At 72.2% G+C, this 17,736-nt stretch carries 16 protein-coding genes; 9 read left to right on the top strand and 7 right to left on the bottom strand.

Annotation, left to right across the window (positions count from 1 at the left end):
• Nucleotides 1–154 precede the first annotated feature (154 nt).
• A complete protein-coding gene (locus BMY89_RS25035) occupies nucleotides 155–1,054 on the top strand; it encodes a hypothetical protein (protein WP_139218005.1) in 900 nt (299 codons plus the stop codon).
• 27 nt (nucleotides 1,055–1,081) lie between these two features.
• Here the strand turns inward: BMY89_RS25035 and BMY89_RS25030 are convergent, their stop codons facing one another.
• A complete protein-coding gene (locus tag BMY89_RS25030) occupies nucleotides 1,082–1,735 on the bottom strand; it encodes a hypothetical protein (RefSeq protein ID WP_092382524.1) in 654 nt (217 codons plus the stop codon).
• Nucleotides 1,736–2,059: 324 nt separating this feature from the next.
• Here BMY89_RS25030 and rapZ point away from each other — a divergent pair, with 324 nt between their 5' ends.
• From rapZ to BMY89_RS24990, 8 genes are all read left to right on the top strand, one after another.
• Complete coding sequence (gene rapZ, locus BMY89_RS25025) at nucleotides 2,060–2,920, top strand: RNase adapter RapZ (protein ID WP_092382601.1); 861 nt, start codon at nucleotides 2,060–2,062, stop codon at nucleotides 2,918–2,920.
• Nucleotides 2,917–3,888, top strand: coding sequence for a gluconeogenesis factor YvcK family protein (locus BMY89_RS25020; RefSeq protein ID WP_092382523.1), 972 nt, complete (start codon nucleotides 2,917–2,919; stop codon nucleotides 3,886–3,888). Before rapZ ends, BMY89_RS25020 begins: the two co-directional genes overlap by 4 nt.
• Nucleotides 3,889–3,942: 54 nt before the next feature.
• Nucleotides 3,943–4,923: a DNA-binding protein WhiA gene (gene whiA / locus BMY89_RS25015; protein WP_092382522.1), complete on the top strand. Its 981-nt coding sequence runs from the start codon at nucleotides 3,943–3,945 to the stop codon at nucleotides 4,921–4,923.
• 326 nt (nucleotides 4,924–5,249) lie between these two features.
• Entirely contained in the window at nucleotides 5,250–6,254 is a 1,005-nt protein-coding gene (gap, locus tag BMY89_RS25010; protein ID WP_092382521.1) for a type I glyceraldehyde-3-phosphate dehydrogenase, read from the top strand.
• Complete coding sequence (locus BMY89_RS25005) at nucleotides 6,251–7,474, top strand: phosphoglycerate kinase (RefSeq protein WP_092382520.1); 1,224 nt, start codon at nucleotides 6,251–6,253, stop codon at nucleotides 7,472–7,474. The genes gap and BMY89_RS25005 overlap by 4 nt, the downstream gene beginning before the upstream one ends.
• Nucleotides 7,474–8,265 carry a triose-phosphate isomerase gene (tpiA, locus tag BMY89_RS25000; RefSeq protein ID WP_092382519.1) on the top strand — a complete coding sequence of 264 codons (792 nt, stop codon included), beginning with the start codon at nucleotides 7,474–7,476 and terminating at the stop codon, nucleotides 8,263–8,265. The genes BMY89_RS25005 and tpiA overlap by 1 nt, the downstream gene beginning before the upstream one ends.
• A 95-nt stretch (nucleotides 8,266–8,360) precedes the next feature.
• Nucleotides 8,361–8,621 carry a preprotein translocase subunit SecG gene (secG, locus tag BMY89_RS24995; protein ID WP_092382518.1) on the top strand — a complete coding sequence of 87 codons (261 nt, stop codon included), beginning with the start codon at nucleotides 8,361–8,363 and terminating at the stop codon, nucleotides 8,619–8,621.
• A 136-nt stretch (nucleotides 8,622–8,757) separates the two neighbouring features.
• On the top strand, nucleotides 8,758–9,102 hold the full coding sequence (locus BMY89_RS24990; protein WP_092382517.1) for an RNA polymerase-binding protein RbpA: 345 nt from the start codon (nucleotides 8,758–8,760) through the stop codon (nucleotides 9,100–9,102).
• Nucleotides 9,103–9,237: 135 nt separating this feature from the next.
• Here BMY89_RS24990 and pgl read toward each other — a convergent pair whose 3' ends face one another.
• From pgl to tkt, 6 genes are read right to left on the bottom strand one after another with little or no spacing between them, the layout of a single operon-like run.
• The gene (gene pgl, locus BMY89_RS24985; protein WP_092382600.1) at nucleotides 9,238–10,002 is read right to left on the bottom strand and encodes a 6-phosphogluconolactonase; all 765 of its coding nucleotides are present in this window, start codon (nucleotides 10,000–10,002) and stop codon (nucleotides 9,238–9,240) included.
• A gap of 56 nt (nucleotides 10,003–10,058) precedes the next feature.
• Nucleotides 10,059–11,075 (bottom strand): glucose-6-phosphate dehydrogenase assembly protein OpcA, encoded by a 1,017-nt coding sequence (locus BMY89_RS24980; protein WP_092382516.1) that lies wholly within the window; start codon nucleotides 11,073–11,075, stop codon nucleotides 10,059–10,061.
• Between the two features lie 31 nt (nucleotides 11,076–11,106).
• Nucleotides 11,107–12,621 (bottom strand): glucose-6-phosphate dehydrogenase, encoded by a 1,515-nt coding sequence (gene zwf / locus BMY89_RS24975; RefSeq protein WP_092382515.1) that lies wholly within the window; start codon nucleotides 12,619–12,621, stop codon nucleotides 11,107–11,109.
• A 37-nt stretch (nucleotides 12,622–12,658) separates the two neighbouring features.
• Complete coding sequence (locus BMY89_RS24970; protein ID WP_092382514.1) at nucleotides 12,659–14,311, bottom strand: glucose-6-phosphate isomerase; 1,653 nt, start codon at nucleotides 14,309–14,311, stop codon at nucleotides 12,659–12,661.
• Between the two features lie 48 nt (nucleotides 14,312–14,359).
• A complete protein-coding gene (gene tal, locus BMY89_RS24965) occupies nucleotides 14,360–15,541 on the bottom strand; it encodes a transaldolase (protein WP_092382513.1) in 1,182 nt (393 codons plus the stop codon).
• Nucleotides 15,542–15,558: 17 nt separating this feature from the next.
• The gene (gene tkt, locus BMY89_RS24960; RefSeq protein WP_092382512.1) at nucleotides 15,559–17,697 is read right to left on the bottom strand and encodes a transketolase; all 2,139 of its coding nucleotides are present in this window, start codon (nucleotides 17,695–17,697) and stop codon (nucleotides 15,559–15,561) included.
• Nucleotides 17,698–17,736 lie beyond the last annotated feature (39 nt).

Below are 17,736 nucleotides of genomic sequence, written 5' to 3'. Positions count from 1 at the left end.
GCGCTGTGGAAGCCGGGATGGCGCGTAGGGCGAGCGCTCGAAGGGCGGCAGTCCAGGTGGTCTCGCCCCGGCGTGTCGAGTGGCTACGGTGCCACACTTCGAGCCGAGGAGCCCTGACGCTGGCGGCGTCATCCTCGCCCGGTTAGATGGGCGGGTGGCGGTACGCATCGATATTGACGCGCTGCGGGCGGCGGCAGGGGCCGTGGCCTGCGAGGTGGCGGAGCAGCTTCGGTCAGCTGGGCAACCTGACGCGATCGTGCCGGTGGGTGGGGGAGCCTCGTGCACCATCCGGGAGGCCGGGCAACCACCGTACGACGTGTGGGTCGGGATCACGGCGGACGGCTTCACCGCCGAGTGTGACTGCCCGACGCCGACGGAGTTGTGCGGCCACGCGGTGACGCTCGCCGATGCTGCCCTGGCGGCGGGATTCGCGTGGTCGTCGTTGGCCATGCCGCCCTCGGCCGAGGAGGTCGATTCCCGGGTCGCCGAGCTGGCCGACCTCGCGGGCAGCATCCCGGCCCGACGATTGGCGTTGCTGGTCGCCGAGTGGGCCGCTGCGGATCGGGTGCTGGAGACCCGGCTGCTGGGGTACGCCGGGCGGCTGGCGCCGCTCACCGACGCGGAACTGGCCGACGTCGGCCGGATGATCGACAACCTGGCCCACGAGGCGACCAGCGGCCACCGTTGGGACCTGCACGACGTGGAGAAGGCCGGCCGGGCCATCGTCGAGGAGGTGCGGGTGCTGAGCCAGCACCCGGCCAGCCCGGAGGCGCTGCTGGTGGTCGAGCGGGCGGCCCGCGCGTGGGACGGGTTGGCCGGCCACCTCTACGACGCCTGGGAAACCTACGAGGAGGAGCCGGCCGAGATCGGCGGTGCGCTGCGGGCGGCCCACATCCAGCTCTGCGAGCAGGTGCAACCGGACCCCGACGAGCTGGCCGACCGGCTGACCGAGATCATCGAGGCCGCCGAGGTCGAATCCTGTCTCGACGAGCCGGGGGACTACCTCGCTGTGCTGGGCCGTGACCGGGTCAGGAGGCTGCGCCGCCGGAGGTAGCCCGGGGTCGGTGGGCCTCGTTGGAGGTCAGGGGGCCGGGGGGACCGGGACCTGTTTCGCCCAGCGGACCTCCCCGTCCGCCTCGACGTAGCAGAACGCCACCACCAGGTGCGACGGGTCGGTCAGTGGCGCGGCTCCGACGCCCATCCGGAACAACGCGACCAGGTTGCCGTCGGCGACCGCGCGGGTGCCCACCGCGCCGAGGTTGTCCGGGGTCCTGAGCGAGTCGCTCGACCAGGGGCGCGCGGCGGCGCCGGCGAGCCAGTCGTAGCGCTCGGCCAGCACCTCGTACGAGCTGGCCCAGTTGAACCCGGTGCCGCCGGTGGCGTCCCAGCCGACGATCGGGCGCAGCACCCGGGCGGGAAGGTCGCGGTTGTCCAGCAGGATCACCTGGTAGGAACCCTGCTGGCTCGGCCCGGACCAGTGCAGCCGCAGCAGCACCGACTGGTCGTCCGGATCGCCGACCACAGTCTTTCCCGCGTTCCGTGAGCCGTGCGCGGCGGCAAGGTCGGACACCTGGTCGGGCTCGGGCAGCAGGGCCTCGACGGTCACCGTGACCGCATCGCCTCCGCTGCGCCACTCGCGCTCGCGTTCGCGGAACCGGTCCACGGTGGCCAGCACGGCCACGGTCGCCGCCACGAGAGCCACCACCCAGCGCAGCCGCGCCCCGTGCCTGCCCATGGCCGGAGAATAACGGCGCGCAGGGCCGCGCGCCGTCACCCAGCCGACACCCAAGCGAAGGAAGGGCCCCCTATTAACGCCTGGTGTATAGCAGGGGCCCCTTCTTAACCCGAGACGACCGCCACCATCAACCCGAGACGACCGCCACCAGCCGTCCGGTGGTGCATCCCGCCCGCCCCCGACCGGCGAGCTAGAGTCGCTGCTGACCATGCCCGGTCGGTATCGACCGAGGCGCAGCGGCTTGGGGGTTTACGGGTGAGTGAGGCGCACACGAACGGTCACCGCGCCGGCGTACCCGGCGAGCAGAACGGGACGGCGGCCGAGGTGGACACCACACTGGTCGTGGTCACCGGCCTCTCCGGTGGTGGGCGCAGCACGGTCGCCCGGGCCCTGGAGAACGTCGGCTTCTACGTCGTCGACAACCTCCCGCAGGCGCTGCTGCTGGACATGGCCGAGCTGGCGGTGAAGGCCGGCGGAGCGGCCCGGCGTACCGCGATGGTGCTGGACGTGCGGTCCCGGGCGTTCTCCACCGACCTGGCCGAGGCGATCCGGGAGCTGAAGGAGCGCGGCTACGCCCCCCGGGTGGTCTTCGTCGACGCCGACGACGAGGTGCTGATCCGCCGGTTCGAGAGCGTGCGGCGCTCACACCCGTTGCAGGGGGACGGGCGGCTCGCCGACGGCATCGCGGTCGAGCGGGGCCTGCTGGAGGAGGCCCGCGACCAGGCCGACGTGATCATCGACACCAGCCATCTGAACGTCAACCAGCTGCGCCGCCGGGTCGAGGAGCTGTTCGGTGGCGAGGACGCGCGCCGGCTGCGGTTGACCGTGATCTCCTTCGGCTTCAAGTACGGGCTGCCGCCGGACGCCGATTTCGTGCTCGACGCCCGGTTCCTGCCCAACCCGTACTGGGTGCCCGAACTGCGCGAGCACACCGGGCGGGAGGAGGCGGTCAGCGCGTACGTGCTGGGCCAGGAGGGCGCGAACGCCTTCGTCGATGCGTACACGGACCTGGTCAACGCCACCACCGCCGGCTTCGAGCGGGAGGGCAAGCGGTACCTGACCGTGGCGGTCGGCTGCACCGGCGGCAAGCACCGCAGCGTGGCGATCGCCGAGGAGCTGGCTGCCCGGCTGCGCCGCGCCGGGCTGGCGGCCAACGCGCAGCACCGCGACCTGGGGCGCGAATGACGATCCGGGTGGTGGCGTTCGGCGGCGGCCACGGCCTGTCCGCCTCGCTGCGCGCGCTGCGGCGCTGCGCCCCGGAGCTGGACCTGGACATCACCGCGGTGGTGACCGTCGGGGACGACGGCGGTTCCAGCGGTCGGCTGCGCGCCGAGCGGGGCGGGCTGCCCCCCGGTGACCTGCGGCAGGCGCTGGTCGCGCTGGCCGGCGACCATCCCGCCACCCGGCGCAGCGCCGGGCTGTTCCAGCACCGCTTCGGCGAGGTGCCGACCGGGGTACGGGGCGACGGGCTGGCCGGGCACGCGGTGGGCAACCTGGTGCTCTGCGGGTTGATGGAGCTGCTGGGTGACCCGGTGGCCGCCCTGGAGCACGCCGGGGCGATGCTCGGCTCGGTCGGCCGGGTGCTGCCGATGTCCCGCCAGCCGGTCGACATCGAGGCCCAGGTGCGTGGGGCGGACCCGGGGCGACCCGATGAGGTGTGCTCCGTGCGCGGCCAGCACCAGGTGGCGGTCACCACCGGTCGGGTCGAGTCGTTGCGGCTCAGCCCCCAGGCGCCGGCCGCGTGCGCGGAGGCGGTCGCCGCGATCGGCGCCGCCGACTGGTTGATCTTCGGGCCGGGCAGCTGGTACACCAGTGTCCTGCCGCACCTGCTGGTGCCGCAGCTGGCCGCGGCGATCCTGGTCAGCCCGGCCCGGCGGCTGGTCACCCTCAACCTCGCCGCCGAGAAGGAGACCCTCGGCCTGTCGGTCGCCGATCACCTGGCGGCGCTGCGCTGGTACCTGCCGGAGCTGACGGTCGACTTCGTGCTCGCCGACGCCAAGGCGGTCGGTGACCCCGAACCCGTCAACTGTGCGGCAGAATCGCTGGGAGCCCGACTGGTCCTCGCTCCCGTCGCGGTCGACGACGGCACTCCCCGTCATGATCCGGCCGCTCTGGGCGCCGCCCTGGTGCCCGTACTGGGCGCCGATCGTTAGACACGTACGTAATCTCCGGCGACACGCCGGAACGGGTCCGTGAGGGGACGCACAATGGCGATGACGGCTGCGGTCAAGGACGAGCTGAGTCGGGTCGACGTGCCCAAGCCCTGCTGCCGGCGGGCGGAGATGGCGGCGCTACTGCGATTCGCCGGTGGGCTGCACATCGTCTCGGGCCGGGTGGTGGTGGAGGCGGAGCTCGACACCGGTGCGGTGGCCCGGCGGCTGCGGCGCGAGATCGCCGAGGTCTACGGGTACCCGAGCGAGATCCACGTGCTCGCCTCCGGTGGGCTGCGCAAGGGAAGTCACTTCATCGTCCGGGTGGTCAAGGACGGTGAGGCGCTGGCTCGGCAGACCGGCCTGCTGGACGTGCGGGGCCGACCGGTGCGCGGGCTGCCGCCGCACGTGGTCGCCGCCAACGTGTGCTGCGCGGTGTCGGCCTGGCGCGGCGCGTTCATGGCACACGGCTCGCTGACCGAGCCGGGCCGTTCCAGCGCGCTGGAGATCACCTGCCCCGGTCCGGAGTCGGCCCTGGCGCTGGTCGGTGCGGCCCGCCGCATCGGCATCACCGCCAAGAACCGCGAGGTGCGCGGCGTCGACCGGGTGGTGGTCAAGGACGGTGACGCGATCGCCGCGCTGCTCACCCGGGTCGGCGCCCACGCGAGCGTGCTGGCCTGGGAGGAGCGCCGGGTCCGCCGTGAGGTCCGGGCGACGGCCAACCGGCTGGCGAACTTCGACGACGCCAACCTGCGGCGTTCGGCCCGGGCGGCGGTCGCCGCCGCGGCCCGGGTGACCCGGGCGCTGGAGATCCTCGCCGACGACGCGCCGGAGCACCTGACCTCCGCCGGCCGGCTGCGGCTGGAGCACCGGCAGGCGTCGCTGGAGGAGTTGGGTGCGCTGGCCGACCCGCCGCTGACCAAGGACGCCATCGCGGGGCGGATCCGCCGGCTGCTGGCGCTGGCCGACAAGCGGGCGCGGGACCTGGGCATGCCGGATACCGAAGCGGCCGTCACGCCCGACATGCTCGTGGTCTGATAGGACGGTGGGTCGTCCCGGCAGACGGGTCGGCGGGGCAGGCTCCCGCCGTCGTGGTCGCCGGGGCGGTGCGGCGTCCGGCGGCACGGGAGGACAACCACCCGGCGCAGCACGGCTCGGCGCGCTCGGATAGGGTCGCTGCGTACGGCAAGGGGGCCGGCACCGGCGCTCCCCGCCGCACCCACCGCCTCGGGCGGTCCGGTCCCTCAGACCGCGGCGGGGCGGCCGAGATGAACCGTCAACGGCCGGCTCAACGGTCGGCGCACACCACTTCGCCGGCCGAGGGTCTCCACGCCGGCGGACCAGAACGCGAGGAGATGGGACCTGTGACCATCCGGGTTGGCATCAACGGCTTCGGCCGGATCGGCCGTAACTTCTTTCGGGCAGTGCTGGCGTCCGGCGCTGACGTCGAGGTCGTGGCCGTCAACGACCTGACCGACAACGCGACGCTCGCTCACCTGCTCAAGTACGACAGCATCCTGGGCCGCCTCCCGCACGAGGTCAAGGCCACCGCCGACGAGATCACCGTCGGTGGCAAGACCATCAAGGCGTACGCGGAGAAGGACCCGGCCAAGCTGCCCTGGGGTGACCTGGGCGTCGACATCGTCATCGAGTCGACCGGCTTCTTCACCGACGCCACCAAGGCAAAGGCGCACGTCGACGGCGGGGCCAAGAAGGTCATCATCTCCGCCCCGGCGAAGAACGAGGACGTCACCGTCGTGATGGGCGTCAACCAGGGCCAGTACGACCCGGCCAAGCACACCATCATCTCGAACGCCTCCTGCACCACCAACTGTCTGGCGCCGATGGCGAAGGTGCTGCACGACACGTTCGGCATCACCAAGGGTCTGATGACCACCATCCACGCGTACACGCAGGACCAGAACCTGCAGGACGCGCCGCACTCGGACCTGCGCCGGGCCCGGGCCGCCGCGCTGAACATCGTGCCGACCTCGACCGGTGCCGCGAAGGCCATCGGCCTGGTGCTGCCGGACCTCAAGGGCAAGCTCGACGGGTACGCGCTGCGGGTGCCGATCCCCACCGGCTCGGCCACCGACCTGACCGTCGAGGTCGGCCGGGAGACCACGGTGGACGAGGTCAACGCCGCACTGAAGGCTGCCGCCGAGGGGCCGCTGAAGGGCATCCTGGTGTACAACGAGGACCCGATCGTGTCGGCCGACATCGTCACCGACCCGGCGTCGTGCATCTTCGACGCGCCGCTGACCAAGGTCATCGGCAACCAGGTCAAGGTGGTCGGCTGGTACGACAACGAGTGGGGCTACTCGAACCGCCTGGTCGACCTGGTCAAGCTGGTGGGTCAGTCGCTGTGAGCATCCGTACCCTCGACGACCTGCTCGCCGAGGGGGTGTCGGGTCGGCGCGTGCTGGTACGCGCCGACCTGAACGTCCCACTCGACAAGCAGACCGGCGACATCGCGGATGACGGCCGGATCCGCGCGGTGCTGCCGACCCTCGGTGCGCTCACCGAGGCCGGTGCGAAGGTTGTCGTCTGCTCCCACCTCGGCCGGCCCAAGGGCGCACCGGATCCGCAGTTCAGCCTCACCCCGGTCGCCGGTCGACTCGGTCAGCTGCTCGGCACGCCGGTGCACTTCGCCACCGACACGGTCGGCGAGTCGGCCCAGGCCACCGTGGCGGCGCTCGCCGACGGCGAGGTCGCGCTGCTGGAGAACCTCCGCTTCAACAAGGGAGAGACCAGCAAGGACGACGCCGAGCGGGGCGCCTTCGCCGACCAGCTCGCCGCGTTCGGTGACGCGTACGTGGACGACGCTTTCGGCGCGGTGCACCGCAAGCACGCCAGCGTCTACGACGTACCCGCCCGGCTGCCGCACGTCGCCGGCCGCCTCGTGCTGCGCGAGGTGGAGGTGCTCTCCACGCTCACCGGTTCACCCGAGCGCCCCTACGTGGTGGTGCTGGGCGGTTCCAAGGTTTCCGACAAGCTCGCCGTGATCGAGGCGCTGCTGCCGACCGTGGACCGGCTGCTCATCGGTGGCGGCATGTGCTTCACCTTCCTCAAGGCGCAGGGCCACGAGGTGGGCACCTCGCTGCTGGAGAAGGACATGGTCGAGACCTGCCGCAACCTGCTGGAGCGCGGCGGGGACAAGATCATGCTCCCGGTCGACGTGGTGGCCGCGGACGCCTTCGCGCCGGACGCGGCGCACGACGTGGTGCCGGCCGACGGCATCCCCAGCCACCGGGTCGGGCTCGACATCGGGCCGAAGACCGTCGCGGGTTTCGCCGCCGCGCTGAAGCAGTCCGCGTGCGGTGAGTCAACGAACGCGAGGACGATTTTCTGGAACGGGCCGATGGGCGTGTTCGAGATGCCCGCCTTCGCCAACGGCACCCGGGGCGTCGCCGAGGCGATCGCGGCCGCGGAGGCGTTCAGCGTGGTCGGCGGCGGCGACTCGGCAGCCGCGGTCCGGGCCCTCGGGCTCGACGAGAAGGACTTCGGGCACATCTCCACCGGCGGCGGCGCCTCCCTGGAGTACCTGGAGGGCAAGACCCTCCCCGGCATCGCGGCACTGGAGAACTGATGGCGAGCGCTCCCCGCCGGCCGCTGATGGCCGGCAACTGGAAGATGAACCTCAACCACCTTGAGGCGAACCTGCTGGTGCAGAAGCTGGCGGCCAGCCTGAACGAGAAGCAGTTGACCGAGGTGGAGACGGTGGTCCTGCCACCCTTCACCGACCTGCGTACGGTGCAGACCGTGGTGGAGGGCGACAAACTGCTGATCGGCTACGGCGCGCAGGACCTCTCCCCGCACGCCTCGGGCGCCTACACGGGCGAGATCGCCGGGCCGATGCTGGCGAAGCTGGGCTGCACGTACGTGGTGGTCGGGCACTCCGAGCGGCGCGCCTACCACCACGAGGACGACGCCCTGGTCGGTGCCAAGGTGCAGGCGGCGCTGACCCACGGAATCACCCCCATCCTCTGCGTGGGCGAGGGGCTGGACGTCCGGGAGCAGGGCGGTCAGGTGGCGCACTGCACCGCCCAGCTCGACGCGGCCCTGAAGGGGCTGAGCGCGGAGCAGGTCGCCCAGGTGGTGGTCGCGTACGAGCCGGTCTGGGCGATCGGCACCGGCAAGACGGCCACGCCGGAGGACGCCCAGGAGGTGTGCGGCGCCCTGCGGGCCCGGTTGGCCGACTCCTTCGACCAGGGCACCGCCGAGAAGGTCCGGATCCTCTACGGCGGCTCGGTGAAGTCGTCGAACGTCGCCTCGATCATGGCGCAGCCGGACGTGGACGGCGCCCTGGTGGGCGGCGCCAGCCTGGACGCCGAGGAGTTCGCGAAGATCTGCCGGTTCCCGGAGCACATCACCGGCTGATCGCTCGCTATCCTTGACTCCGCCCGTCCGCCGGTCGGTGCCGCCGTGCCCGAACTGCCCGGGCGAGGATCGTAACGAGAGGACTGACCCCCGCCATGCCGATCTGGTTCGCCTACACGTTGATCGTGTTGCTGGTCATCACGAGCGTCCTGCTCACCCTGTTCATCCTGCTGCACCGGGGCAAGGGTGGTGGGATGTCCAGCATGTTCGGCGGTGGCGTCAGCTCCAGCCTGGCCGGGTCGTCGGTGGCTGAGAAGAACCTCGACCGCTACACCGTTCTGGTGGGCATCGTCTGGTTCGCCTGCATCATCGGGCTCGGCCTCTGGCTCCGGCTCGAGGTGGGTACGGGCGTCTGAGCAGGCTCCCAAGTCGTACAATCTGCGCGCGGTCCGTCACTCGACGGGCCGCGCGCAGTCCGTTTCACCCGCTGCACCGCGTCGCCCGCCGTCCACCCCTCGACGGCGGCCCCCTCCGACGACAGGAGCTAGCGCCGTGCCGAACGGCCACGTCATCCGGGGCGCCCGGGTCGGGTCCGCGCCCCCGCGCCACCCCGAACGTCACCTGCCGGTCCCATGCCGGTCGGTCAGCTACTGGTGCCGCAACGGGCACCGCACCGACATCCGAATCGTCGCGGACGTGACGGCTCCGACCGTCTGGGACTGCCCGCGCTGCGGCCTGCCGGCCGGTCAGGATGCCCAGGATCCGCCGGGCCGGACCAGGGCGGAGCCGTACAAGACCCACCTGGCGTACGTGAAGGAGCGGCGTACCGACGCCGAGGGTGAGGCGATCCTCGCCGAGGCCCTCGCCGCCCTGCGCCGGCGGCGCGGACGCCGCTGAGCCCGCGCCCCACGCACCCTCGTGCCTGCGCTCGGCGGCGCCGCACCCGAGCCGACTGCCCGGTCCGGAGCAGGCCGCTCGGTGTTAAGAAGGGGCCCCTTCACCTCACCAGGCGTTAATAGGGGGCCCTTCCTTTCACCGCAGGCTGCGTAGGCGGGCGGGGACGTCGGCGGCGGCGGCCCGGTCCAGCAGCCAGAGGGTGCGGCTGGTGCCCTGCACACCGGCGGCCGGGATCTGCACCGGTCCGGCGCCGGCCAGCGCCATGCCGACCGCGTGCGCCTTGTCGGCACCGCCGGCCACCAGCCACACCTCCTCGGCGGTGTTGATCGTCGGGAGGGTGAGGGTGATCCGCACCGGCGGTGGCTTCGGGCTGCCCCGGACCGCGCTGACCGGACGGCTCTCGTAGTGCACCGGGTGCTCCGGGAAGACCGAGGCGACGTGCCCGTCCTCGCCGACGCCGAGCATCAGCACGTCGAAGTGGGGAAGCGTGGCGGTGCCGGGCCGGGCCGCCCGAGCCAGCTCCGCCGCGTACCGGGCGGCAGCCTCCTCCGGGTCGGCACCGGCGTCGGCGGCCGGCATGGCGTGGACCCGGGCGGGATCCACCGGCAGCGAGTCGAGCAGCGCCGCCCGGGCCTGGGTCTCGTTGCGCTCGGGGTCACCGGAGGGCAGAAACCGCTCGTCGCCCCACCAGAAGTCGACCCGCGACCAGTCCACGGCGTCCCGGGCCGGCAACGCGCCCACCGCCCGGTAGACCGCGGCGGCGACCCGCCCGCCGGTGAGCACCACCGACGCCTGGCCGCGCTCGGCCTGAGCGTCGAGCAGCCTCACCACCAACCGGGCCGCGACCGCCTGCGCCAGCAGGTCGGCGTCGGCATGGACGGCGACACTCGCCTCACTCATGGTGTCCTTCCGGGACCGCGCGGCGGTCGGTGTCATACGTTCGGGGGCGGGACGGGTCAGGAGTCGGTGTTCGTGGCCGCATGGGCGGTGACGCCCGCCTCGGCCCGTCTGGCGGTGGCCGGGTCACGCCAGACGTGCACCCGCTGGCCGGGCCGGCGGTCCAGGTTGGTCAGCCCGGCGAAGGTGCCCAGCGCCTCCGCGTAGACCTGGTCGGGGCCGAGCCGGCGCAACTCCTCGGCCAGCTCGTCGCCGAGCGGCCGGCGCACCAGCGGGAGCACCCGGTCCTCCTGTCCGGTACGGCGGAAGGTGGCCATGCTGTCCTCGCGGGTCAGCGTCAGCTCGTCGCCGTTGGCACAGCGCAGCTGCACCTCCCGCATCCGGGGGAACTCCCGGGTCCGGTCCCAGCGCGGTTTGATGTCCAGCCGGCTACGCAGCCAGCCGCGCATCAGCGCGGCGGTCGGGTCGGTCGGCGGCGCGACCACCGCGGCCTCGGTGAGCCGCGCCTCGGTGGTGTCGAACGCCCCGGCGACCAGGGTGCGCCACGGGGTGATCCGGGTCCAGGCGAGGTCGGTGTCGCCGGGGGCGAAGTCCCGAGCCCGCTGCCGCAGCGCCGCGATGGGGTCGGCGGCCTGCGCGGAGTCGGTGATCCGGCGGTCGGCGACGACACCGAGGAAGTCGGTGGCGATCTCCTCCGGTGGTTCGCCGTGCCACCAGGTCACCACCGGTACGTCCGGCACCAGCAGCGGCATCACCACCGACTCGGCGTGCAGCGCCAGCCGTCCGTACATCCGCATCACCACGGCCTCGCACGGGCCGAGCCGACCGCCGACCACGATCTCCGCGTCGAGGCGGTTGCGATCGCGGTCCACGTCGGAACGGACGACCACCAGCAGCCGGCACGGGTGGGCGGCGGCGGCGATCGTGGCCGCCGCCTCCGCGTCGCGGACCCGCTTCTCGTCGACCACCACGATCAGGGTCAGTGCCATGCCGCTGGCCACCCCGCCGGCGCTGCGCCGTTCTGCGGCGAGCGCCTTGACCACCTCGTTGCCGGTGGTGTCCCACAGTCCGATCAACGGAGCCTCCTGCTTCGCTCGCCGTACCCGCTCACGCCCGCCGCCAGGCCCGGCCCTCGCGGGCCAGCATCTCGTCGGCGGCCCGGGGGCCCCACTCGCCGGACCGGTATGGCTCGGGCTTCGTGCCCTCCCAGGCGTGCTCCAGCGGGTCCACCACGGCCCAGCTCTGCTCGACCTCGGCGGCGTCCGGGAAGAGCGTCCGGTCGCCGATCAGCACGTCGAGCACCAACCGTTCGTACGCCTCCGGGCTGGCCTCGGTGAACGCCTCGCCGTACTGGAAGTCCATCGCGATGTCGCGGACCTCCATGGTGGTCCCCGGCACCTTGGAGCCGAACTTGAGCACCACGCCCTCGTCCGGCTGGACCCGGATCACCAGCTGGTTGTTGCCGAGCATCTCCATGTCCGCCGAGGTGAACGGCAGGTGCGGTGCCCGCTTGAAGATCACCGCGACCTCGGTGACCCGCCGGGGCAGCCGCTTGCCGGCCCGGATGTAGAACGGCACCTCTGCCCACCGGCGGTTCTGGATGCCGAGCCGCACCGCCACGTACGTCTCGGTGGTCGAGGTCGGCGGGACGCCGTCCTCCTCCAGGTAGCCCTTCGCCCGCTGGCCGGCGACCCAGCCCGGCAGGTACTGCCCGCGTACGGTGCCCTCGGTGACGTCCTGCGGCAGCGTGATGGCCTTGAGTACCTTGAGCTTCTCGGCCCGGATCTCGTCGGCGTCGAAGCTGGTGGGCTCCTCCATCGCGACCAGGGCGAGCAGTTGCAGCAGGTGGTTCTGCAGCACGTCCCGGGCGGTGCCGACGGAGTCGTAGAAGCCGGCCCGGCTGCCGATCCCGACGTCCTCGGCCATGGTGATCTGCACCGAGTCGACGTACTGCGAGTTCCACAGTGGCTCGAAGAGGCTGTTGGCGAAGCGCAGGGCGAGGATGTTCTGGACCGTCTCCTTGCCCAGGTAGTGGTCGATGCGGAACACGTCCTGCCGGGTGAAGACGTCGTCGACCAGGTCGTTGAGCGCCTTGGCCGAGGGCAGGTCGTTGCCGAACGGCTTCTCCACCACCACCCGCCGCCAGCCGCCGCACTTCTCGTTGTCGGCCATGCCGGTGCGGGCGAGCTGCTTGAGCACCACCGGGAACGCGTTCGGCGGGATGGAGAAGTAGAACGCCGCGTTGCCGTGGATGCCGTGGCTGTCGCGCAGGCCCTCCAGGCAGTGCGCGAGATTGTCGAAGGCGGTGTCGTCGTCGAACGACCCACCGACGAACTTGATGTTGTGCTCGAGCCTCGACCACACCTCGTCCCGCCACGGGGTACGCGAGTGTGCCTTGGCCGCCTCGCGGGCGAGCGAGGCGAAGTCGGCGTCGCCCCAGTCCCGTCGGGCGAAACCGACGACGACGAAACCGGGCGGCAGCAGCCCCCGGTTGGCCAGGTCGTAGACCGCGGGCAACAGCTTCTTCTGGGCCAGGTCACCGGTCACTCCGAAGATCACCAGAGCACACGGCTCCGGGATCCGCGGCAGCCGCCGGTCCTGCGGGTCGCGCAGCGGGTTCACGCTGCCTCCTCGCTCCGCTCGTCCACGTCGTCCATCGTCATGCTCGCAGCGACCCGACCGCATCGAACAGCTGGGCCAGGCCCGCCGACCGCTCGGTCAGGTGCAGGCGCAGCATCGGGCGTTCGCGACCGGACAGGGCCCGCCGGTCGCCAGCGGCCTGCGCCGCCTGTAGCTCCCCGAAGGAGTACGGCTTTCCAGGCACCGGTAGATCAACGTCGACGGTACCGGTTATCTGAAGAAAGCTACCTGCCGGCGGCCCGCCCTTGTGGTACTGCCCCGTGGAATGCAGGTAGCGCGGTCCCCAACCGAAGGTGACCGGCCGGCCGGTGGCCACGGCCAGCAGCGGACGCAGCTGGGCCACGCCCGCGTCGGCGTTCCGGTCGAGGTACGCCGTCACCGCCAGGTAGCCCTCGTCGTGCACCCCGTCGAGCAGGTGGCGCAGCGCGCCGGCCAGGTCGCCGGGGGTACCCGCCGGCGCGTACACCTCGATCGCGCCCTCGGTGGACGACGGCGCCGGTGTCGACGCGTCGCCGGCCAGGATCGCGCTGGTGTGTTCCTTGGCCTCGGTCACGTTCGGCTGGTCGAACGGGTTCACCCCGAGCACGATGGCGGCGGCAGCGGTCGCGTACTCCCAGGCCAGGAAGTGGGCGCCGAGCGGCCCGTTCACCGCCACGTCGGGCGCGGCGGCCCCGGAGCCGGGCACGTCACCGGCGGCCAGCGCGCCGCCGTAGCTGATGGTGAGCACACCGGGACCGGTCACCCCGGGGTGCTCCGGTGACTCGAGCACCACGGGCAGGATGCCGAGGCCGTCCTTTCCGGTGGACTCGGCGAGCAACTGCTCCACCCAGTCGCCGAGCCCTTCGACGCCGGTGCCGTCGGCGAATAGCGCGATCTTGTCTCGTCCGGCGGTGGCGGCGGTGGCGAGAGCGGCACCGAGCGCCAGCCCCGGATTGTCCTCCGTGCGGCCCAGCGACGCCGCGTACGCGTCGGCCTGGTCGAGCAGGTCGGTCACCGGGACACCGGCCAGCGCGCAGGGAACCAGCCCGAGCGCGGTCAGCGCCGAGTACCGGCCACCTACCTCGGGGTCGGCGGGCACCATGATCGCGCCCATCTCGGCGGCGACCGCCTCCAGCGGTGAGCCCGGGTCGGTCACCACCACGAAGTGCCGGCCGGCCTCGGCCTCGGTCATCCCCGCGTCCAGAAACGCCTGCCAGTACGCCCGCCGCAGGCTGTCGGTCTCCACGGTGGCGCCGGACTTGCTGGCCACCACCACGACGGTGCGCTCCAGCCGGTCGGCCAGCGTGGCGCGGACCTGCCCGGGATCGGTGGTGTCGAGCACGGTCAGCGGCCGGCCGGTGGTGCGGGCGATGACCTCCGGCGCGAGCGACGAGCCGCCCATGCCGGCGAGCACCACGTGATCCAGGTCGCCGAGCTCCGCCGTCAGCTCGGCCAGCTGGGGGAGCAGTTCGCGGCTGCGGCGGTGGGTATCCAGCCAGCCGAGTCCGGCCGCCGCGTCGGCCGCCGCGTCCGGACCCCACAGGGTCGGGTCCTTGGCGGCGAGCCGGCCGGGTACGTCGGCGTCGACGAGCGCCTGTCGGGTGGAGGCCGGCGCGTCGCCGTCGACGGCCCGCGCGCCGTACACCGCGAGGCCCGCGGCGGCCTCGGCCGGCGCGGCCAGCAGCTCACCCACGCCGCCACCCTCGCGGGGCGGCGACGTGGGTGACACCGGGGCGTACCGTCACGCATTTCCTCCGGCCCGCGCGGCGGCGTCGGCGTTGCCGCTGGCGGCGTCACTGGGGTTGTCCGCGCCCTGCCCGGCGGCGGCCAGCGACTTGCGTACCCCATCGAGCAGTTCGCTCCAGCTGGCCTCGAACTTCTCCACGCCCTCGCGTTCCAGCGTGGCGATCACGTCGGCCAGGTCCACGCCCACCGACTCCAGGTCGGCGAAGACGCCGCGGGCGTCGTCGTAGGCCCCGGTGATGGTGTCCGGGTGGGTCTCGCCGTGCTCGGCGTAGGCGTGGATGACCGGCTCCGGCATGGTGTTGACCGTGCCGGGGGCGATCAGCTCCTCAACGTAGATCACGTCCCGGTAGTCCGGGTTCTTGGTCGAGGTGGAGGCCCACAGCGGTCGCTGCGGGTGCGCCCCGGCCTCGGCCAGCGCCTGCCAGCGGTCGGTGGAGAAGACCTCGGCGTAGCGCTCGTACGCCAGCCGGGCGTTGGCGACGGCGGCCTTGCCGCGCAGCGCCCTGGCCTGCTCCGAACCGATCTTCTCCAACCGGGCGTCGACCTCGCTGTCGACCCGGGAGACGAAGAACGAGGCCACCGAACCGATCTTGCTCAGGTCGTGGCCGTTCGCCTTCGCCTGCTCCAGGCCGGTCAGGAACGCCTCCATCACCTGCGAGTAGCGGTCCAGGCCGAAGATGAGCGTCACGTTGACGCTGATCCCCTCGGCCAGCGCCGCGGTGATCGCCGGCAGGCCGGCCTCGGTCGCCGGGATCTTGATGAACAGGTTCGGCCGGTCGACCAGCCACCACAGCGCCCGGGCCTCGGCCACCGTGCGCTGCGACTCGTGGGCCAGCCGCGGATCGACCTCGATGGAGACCCGGCCGTCGACGCCCCCGCTGGCGTCGTACGACGGGCGCATCACGTCGCAGGCCCACCGCACGTCGTACGTGGTGAGCATGCGCACGGCCTCTTCGACGTCGACGCCCCGACCGGCCAGGTCGCGCAGTTGCCAGTCGTACTCGTCGGCGTCGCTCAGCGCCTTGGCGAAGATCGTCGGGTTGGTGGTCACCCCGACGACGTGCTTCTCCCGGCGCAGCTGGTCCAGCCCGCCGGAGGAGAGTCGTACCCGGGAAAGATCGTCGAGCCAGACCGCCACTCCCGTGGCGGTGAGCTCGCCCAGCCTGTCGGTCGTCATGTACGCCAACGCCTCCCTCAGTTGCCGGTCGTGAAACCGGTGATGTCCCCGACCCGGGTCAGCGCCGCGTTTGCGGCGGCGACGATCCGGTCAGGGGTGAAGCCGAACTGCTCGAAGAGCACGGAGTGCGGGGCACTCGCGCCGTAGTGCTCCAGGCTGACGCTCTCGCCGCAGTCACCGACGATCCCGCGCCAGGACATCGCGATGCCCGCCTCCACGCTCACCTTTGCCTTTACCCCGCGCGGCAGCACCGACTCCCGGTACGCCTCGTCCTGCTCGTAGAACCACTCCTGGCAGGGCATCGAGACCACTCGGGTGGGGGTGCCGTCGGCCTCCAGCCGCTCCCGCGCGGTCAGGCAGAGCTGCACCTCGGAGCCGGTGCCGACGATGATCACCTGCGGCTTGCCGCCGGAGGCCTCGGCCAGCACGTAGCCGCCCTTGGCGACCCCGGCGGCCGAGGACAGCTGCGTGCGGTCCAGCGTCGGCAGGGCCTGCCGGCTCAGCGCCAGCGCGGTCGGCCGGTCGGTGTGTTCGAGGGCCTGTCGCCACGCCCAGACCGTCTCGTTGGCATCGGCCGGGCGGACCACGTCCAGGCCGGGGATGGCCCGCAGCGCGCTCAGGTGCTCCACCGGCTGGTGGGTCGGGCCGTCCTCGCCGAGGCCGATGGAGTCGTGCGTCCAGACGTAGATCACCGGCAGCTTCATCAGCGCGGCGAGCCGCACCGAGGGGCGCATGTAGTCGCTGAACACCAGGAAGGTGCCGCCGTACGGGCGGGTGCCGCCGTGCAGGGCGATGCCGTTGAGGATCGCGCCCATCGCGTGCTCGCGGATGCCGAAGTGCAGCGTCCGACCGTACTCGTGGCCGGGGAACTCCTTGGTGGCGTACTGGCTGGGGACGAAGGACGGCTCGCCCTTCATCGTGGTGTTGTTGCTCTCGGCCAGGTCGGCGGAGCCGCCCCACAGCTCGGGCAGCACCGGCGCGAGCGCCGCCAGCACCTTGCCGGAGGCGGCCCGGGTGGCGACGCCCTTGGCGTCGGCGGGGAACTCCGGCAGCGCGTCGGTCCAACCCTCGGGCAGGATCCGGTCGGCCATCCGGTCGTAGAACGCGCGGCGCTCCGGGTTGGCCTTGGTCCACGCGTCGAAGGCGGTCGTCCACTTCCGCTGCTCGGTCTCCCCGCGACTCAGCGCCGTCCGGGTGTGGCGCAGCACCTCCTCGGTGACCTCGAACGAGGCGGTCGGGTCGAAGCCGAGGATCTCCTTGGTGGCGGCCACCTCGTCGGCGCCCAGCGCCGAGCCGTGGATCTTGCCGGTGTTCTGCTTGTTCGGCGCCGGCCAGCCGATGATGGTGCGCAGTGCGATGAACGACGGACGGCCGGTCTCGGCCTTGGCGGCCAGCAGCGCCTGGTACAGCTCCTCGACGTTCTCGTGGTAGTCGCTCTTGTCGGCCTCGCCGCGCCGCCAGTCGACCTGCTGCACGTGCCAGCCGTACGCGGCGTAGCGCGCGGCCACGTCCTCGCTCAACGCGATCCGGGTGTCGTCCTCGATCGAGATCTCGTTGTCGTCGTAGATCACGCAGAGGTTGCCCAGCTGCTGGTGCGCGGCCAGGGCGCTGGCCTCGTGGCTGATGCCCTCCTCGATGTCCCCGTCGGAGGCGATGCACCAGATGTGGTGGTCGAAGGCCGACTCGCCGGCCTCGGTCTCCGGGTCGAACAGGCCGCGCTCGCGGCGTGCCGCCATCGCCATGCCGACGGCGTTGCCCAGGCCCTGCCCGAGCGGGCCGGTGGTGGTCTCCACACCGGGGGTGTGCCCGTGCTCGGGGTGACCCGGGGTGAGTGAGCCCCACTGCCGCAGCGACTTCAGGTCCTCCAGGCTGAGCGGGTAGCCCGCGAGGAAGAGCTGGATGTACAGCGTCAGGCTGGAGTGGCCGGCGGAGAGCACGAACCGGTCCCGTCCGGGCCAGTTCGGATCGGCCGGGTTGTGCCGCATCACCCGGTTGAACAGCAGGTATGCCGCGGGGGCGAGACTCATCGCGGTGCCGGGGTGGCCATTGCCGGATTTCTCCACGGCGTCCATGGCCAGTACGCGGACAGTGTCCACGGCACGGCGGTCGAGGTCGGACCAGTCAAGTGCGGGGTGCGCGGGTCGGTTGGCAGCCACGGTGGTTTGTGCTCCTCGGCGAGATGGGCGGAACCCTCA

The organism is Micromonospora phaseoli (assembly GCF_900109115.1).
Classification (GTDB): Bacteria; Actinomycetota; Actinomycetes; order Mycobacteriales; family Micromonosporaceae; genus Micromonospora; species Micromonospora phaseoli.
This window is presented reverse-complemented; position numbering and strand designations above follow the sequence as displayed.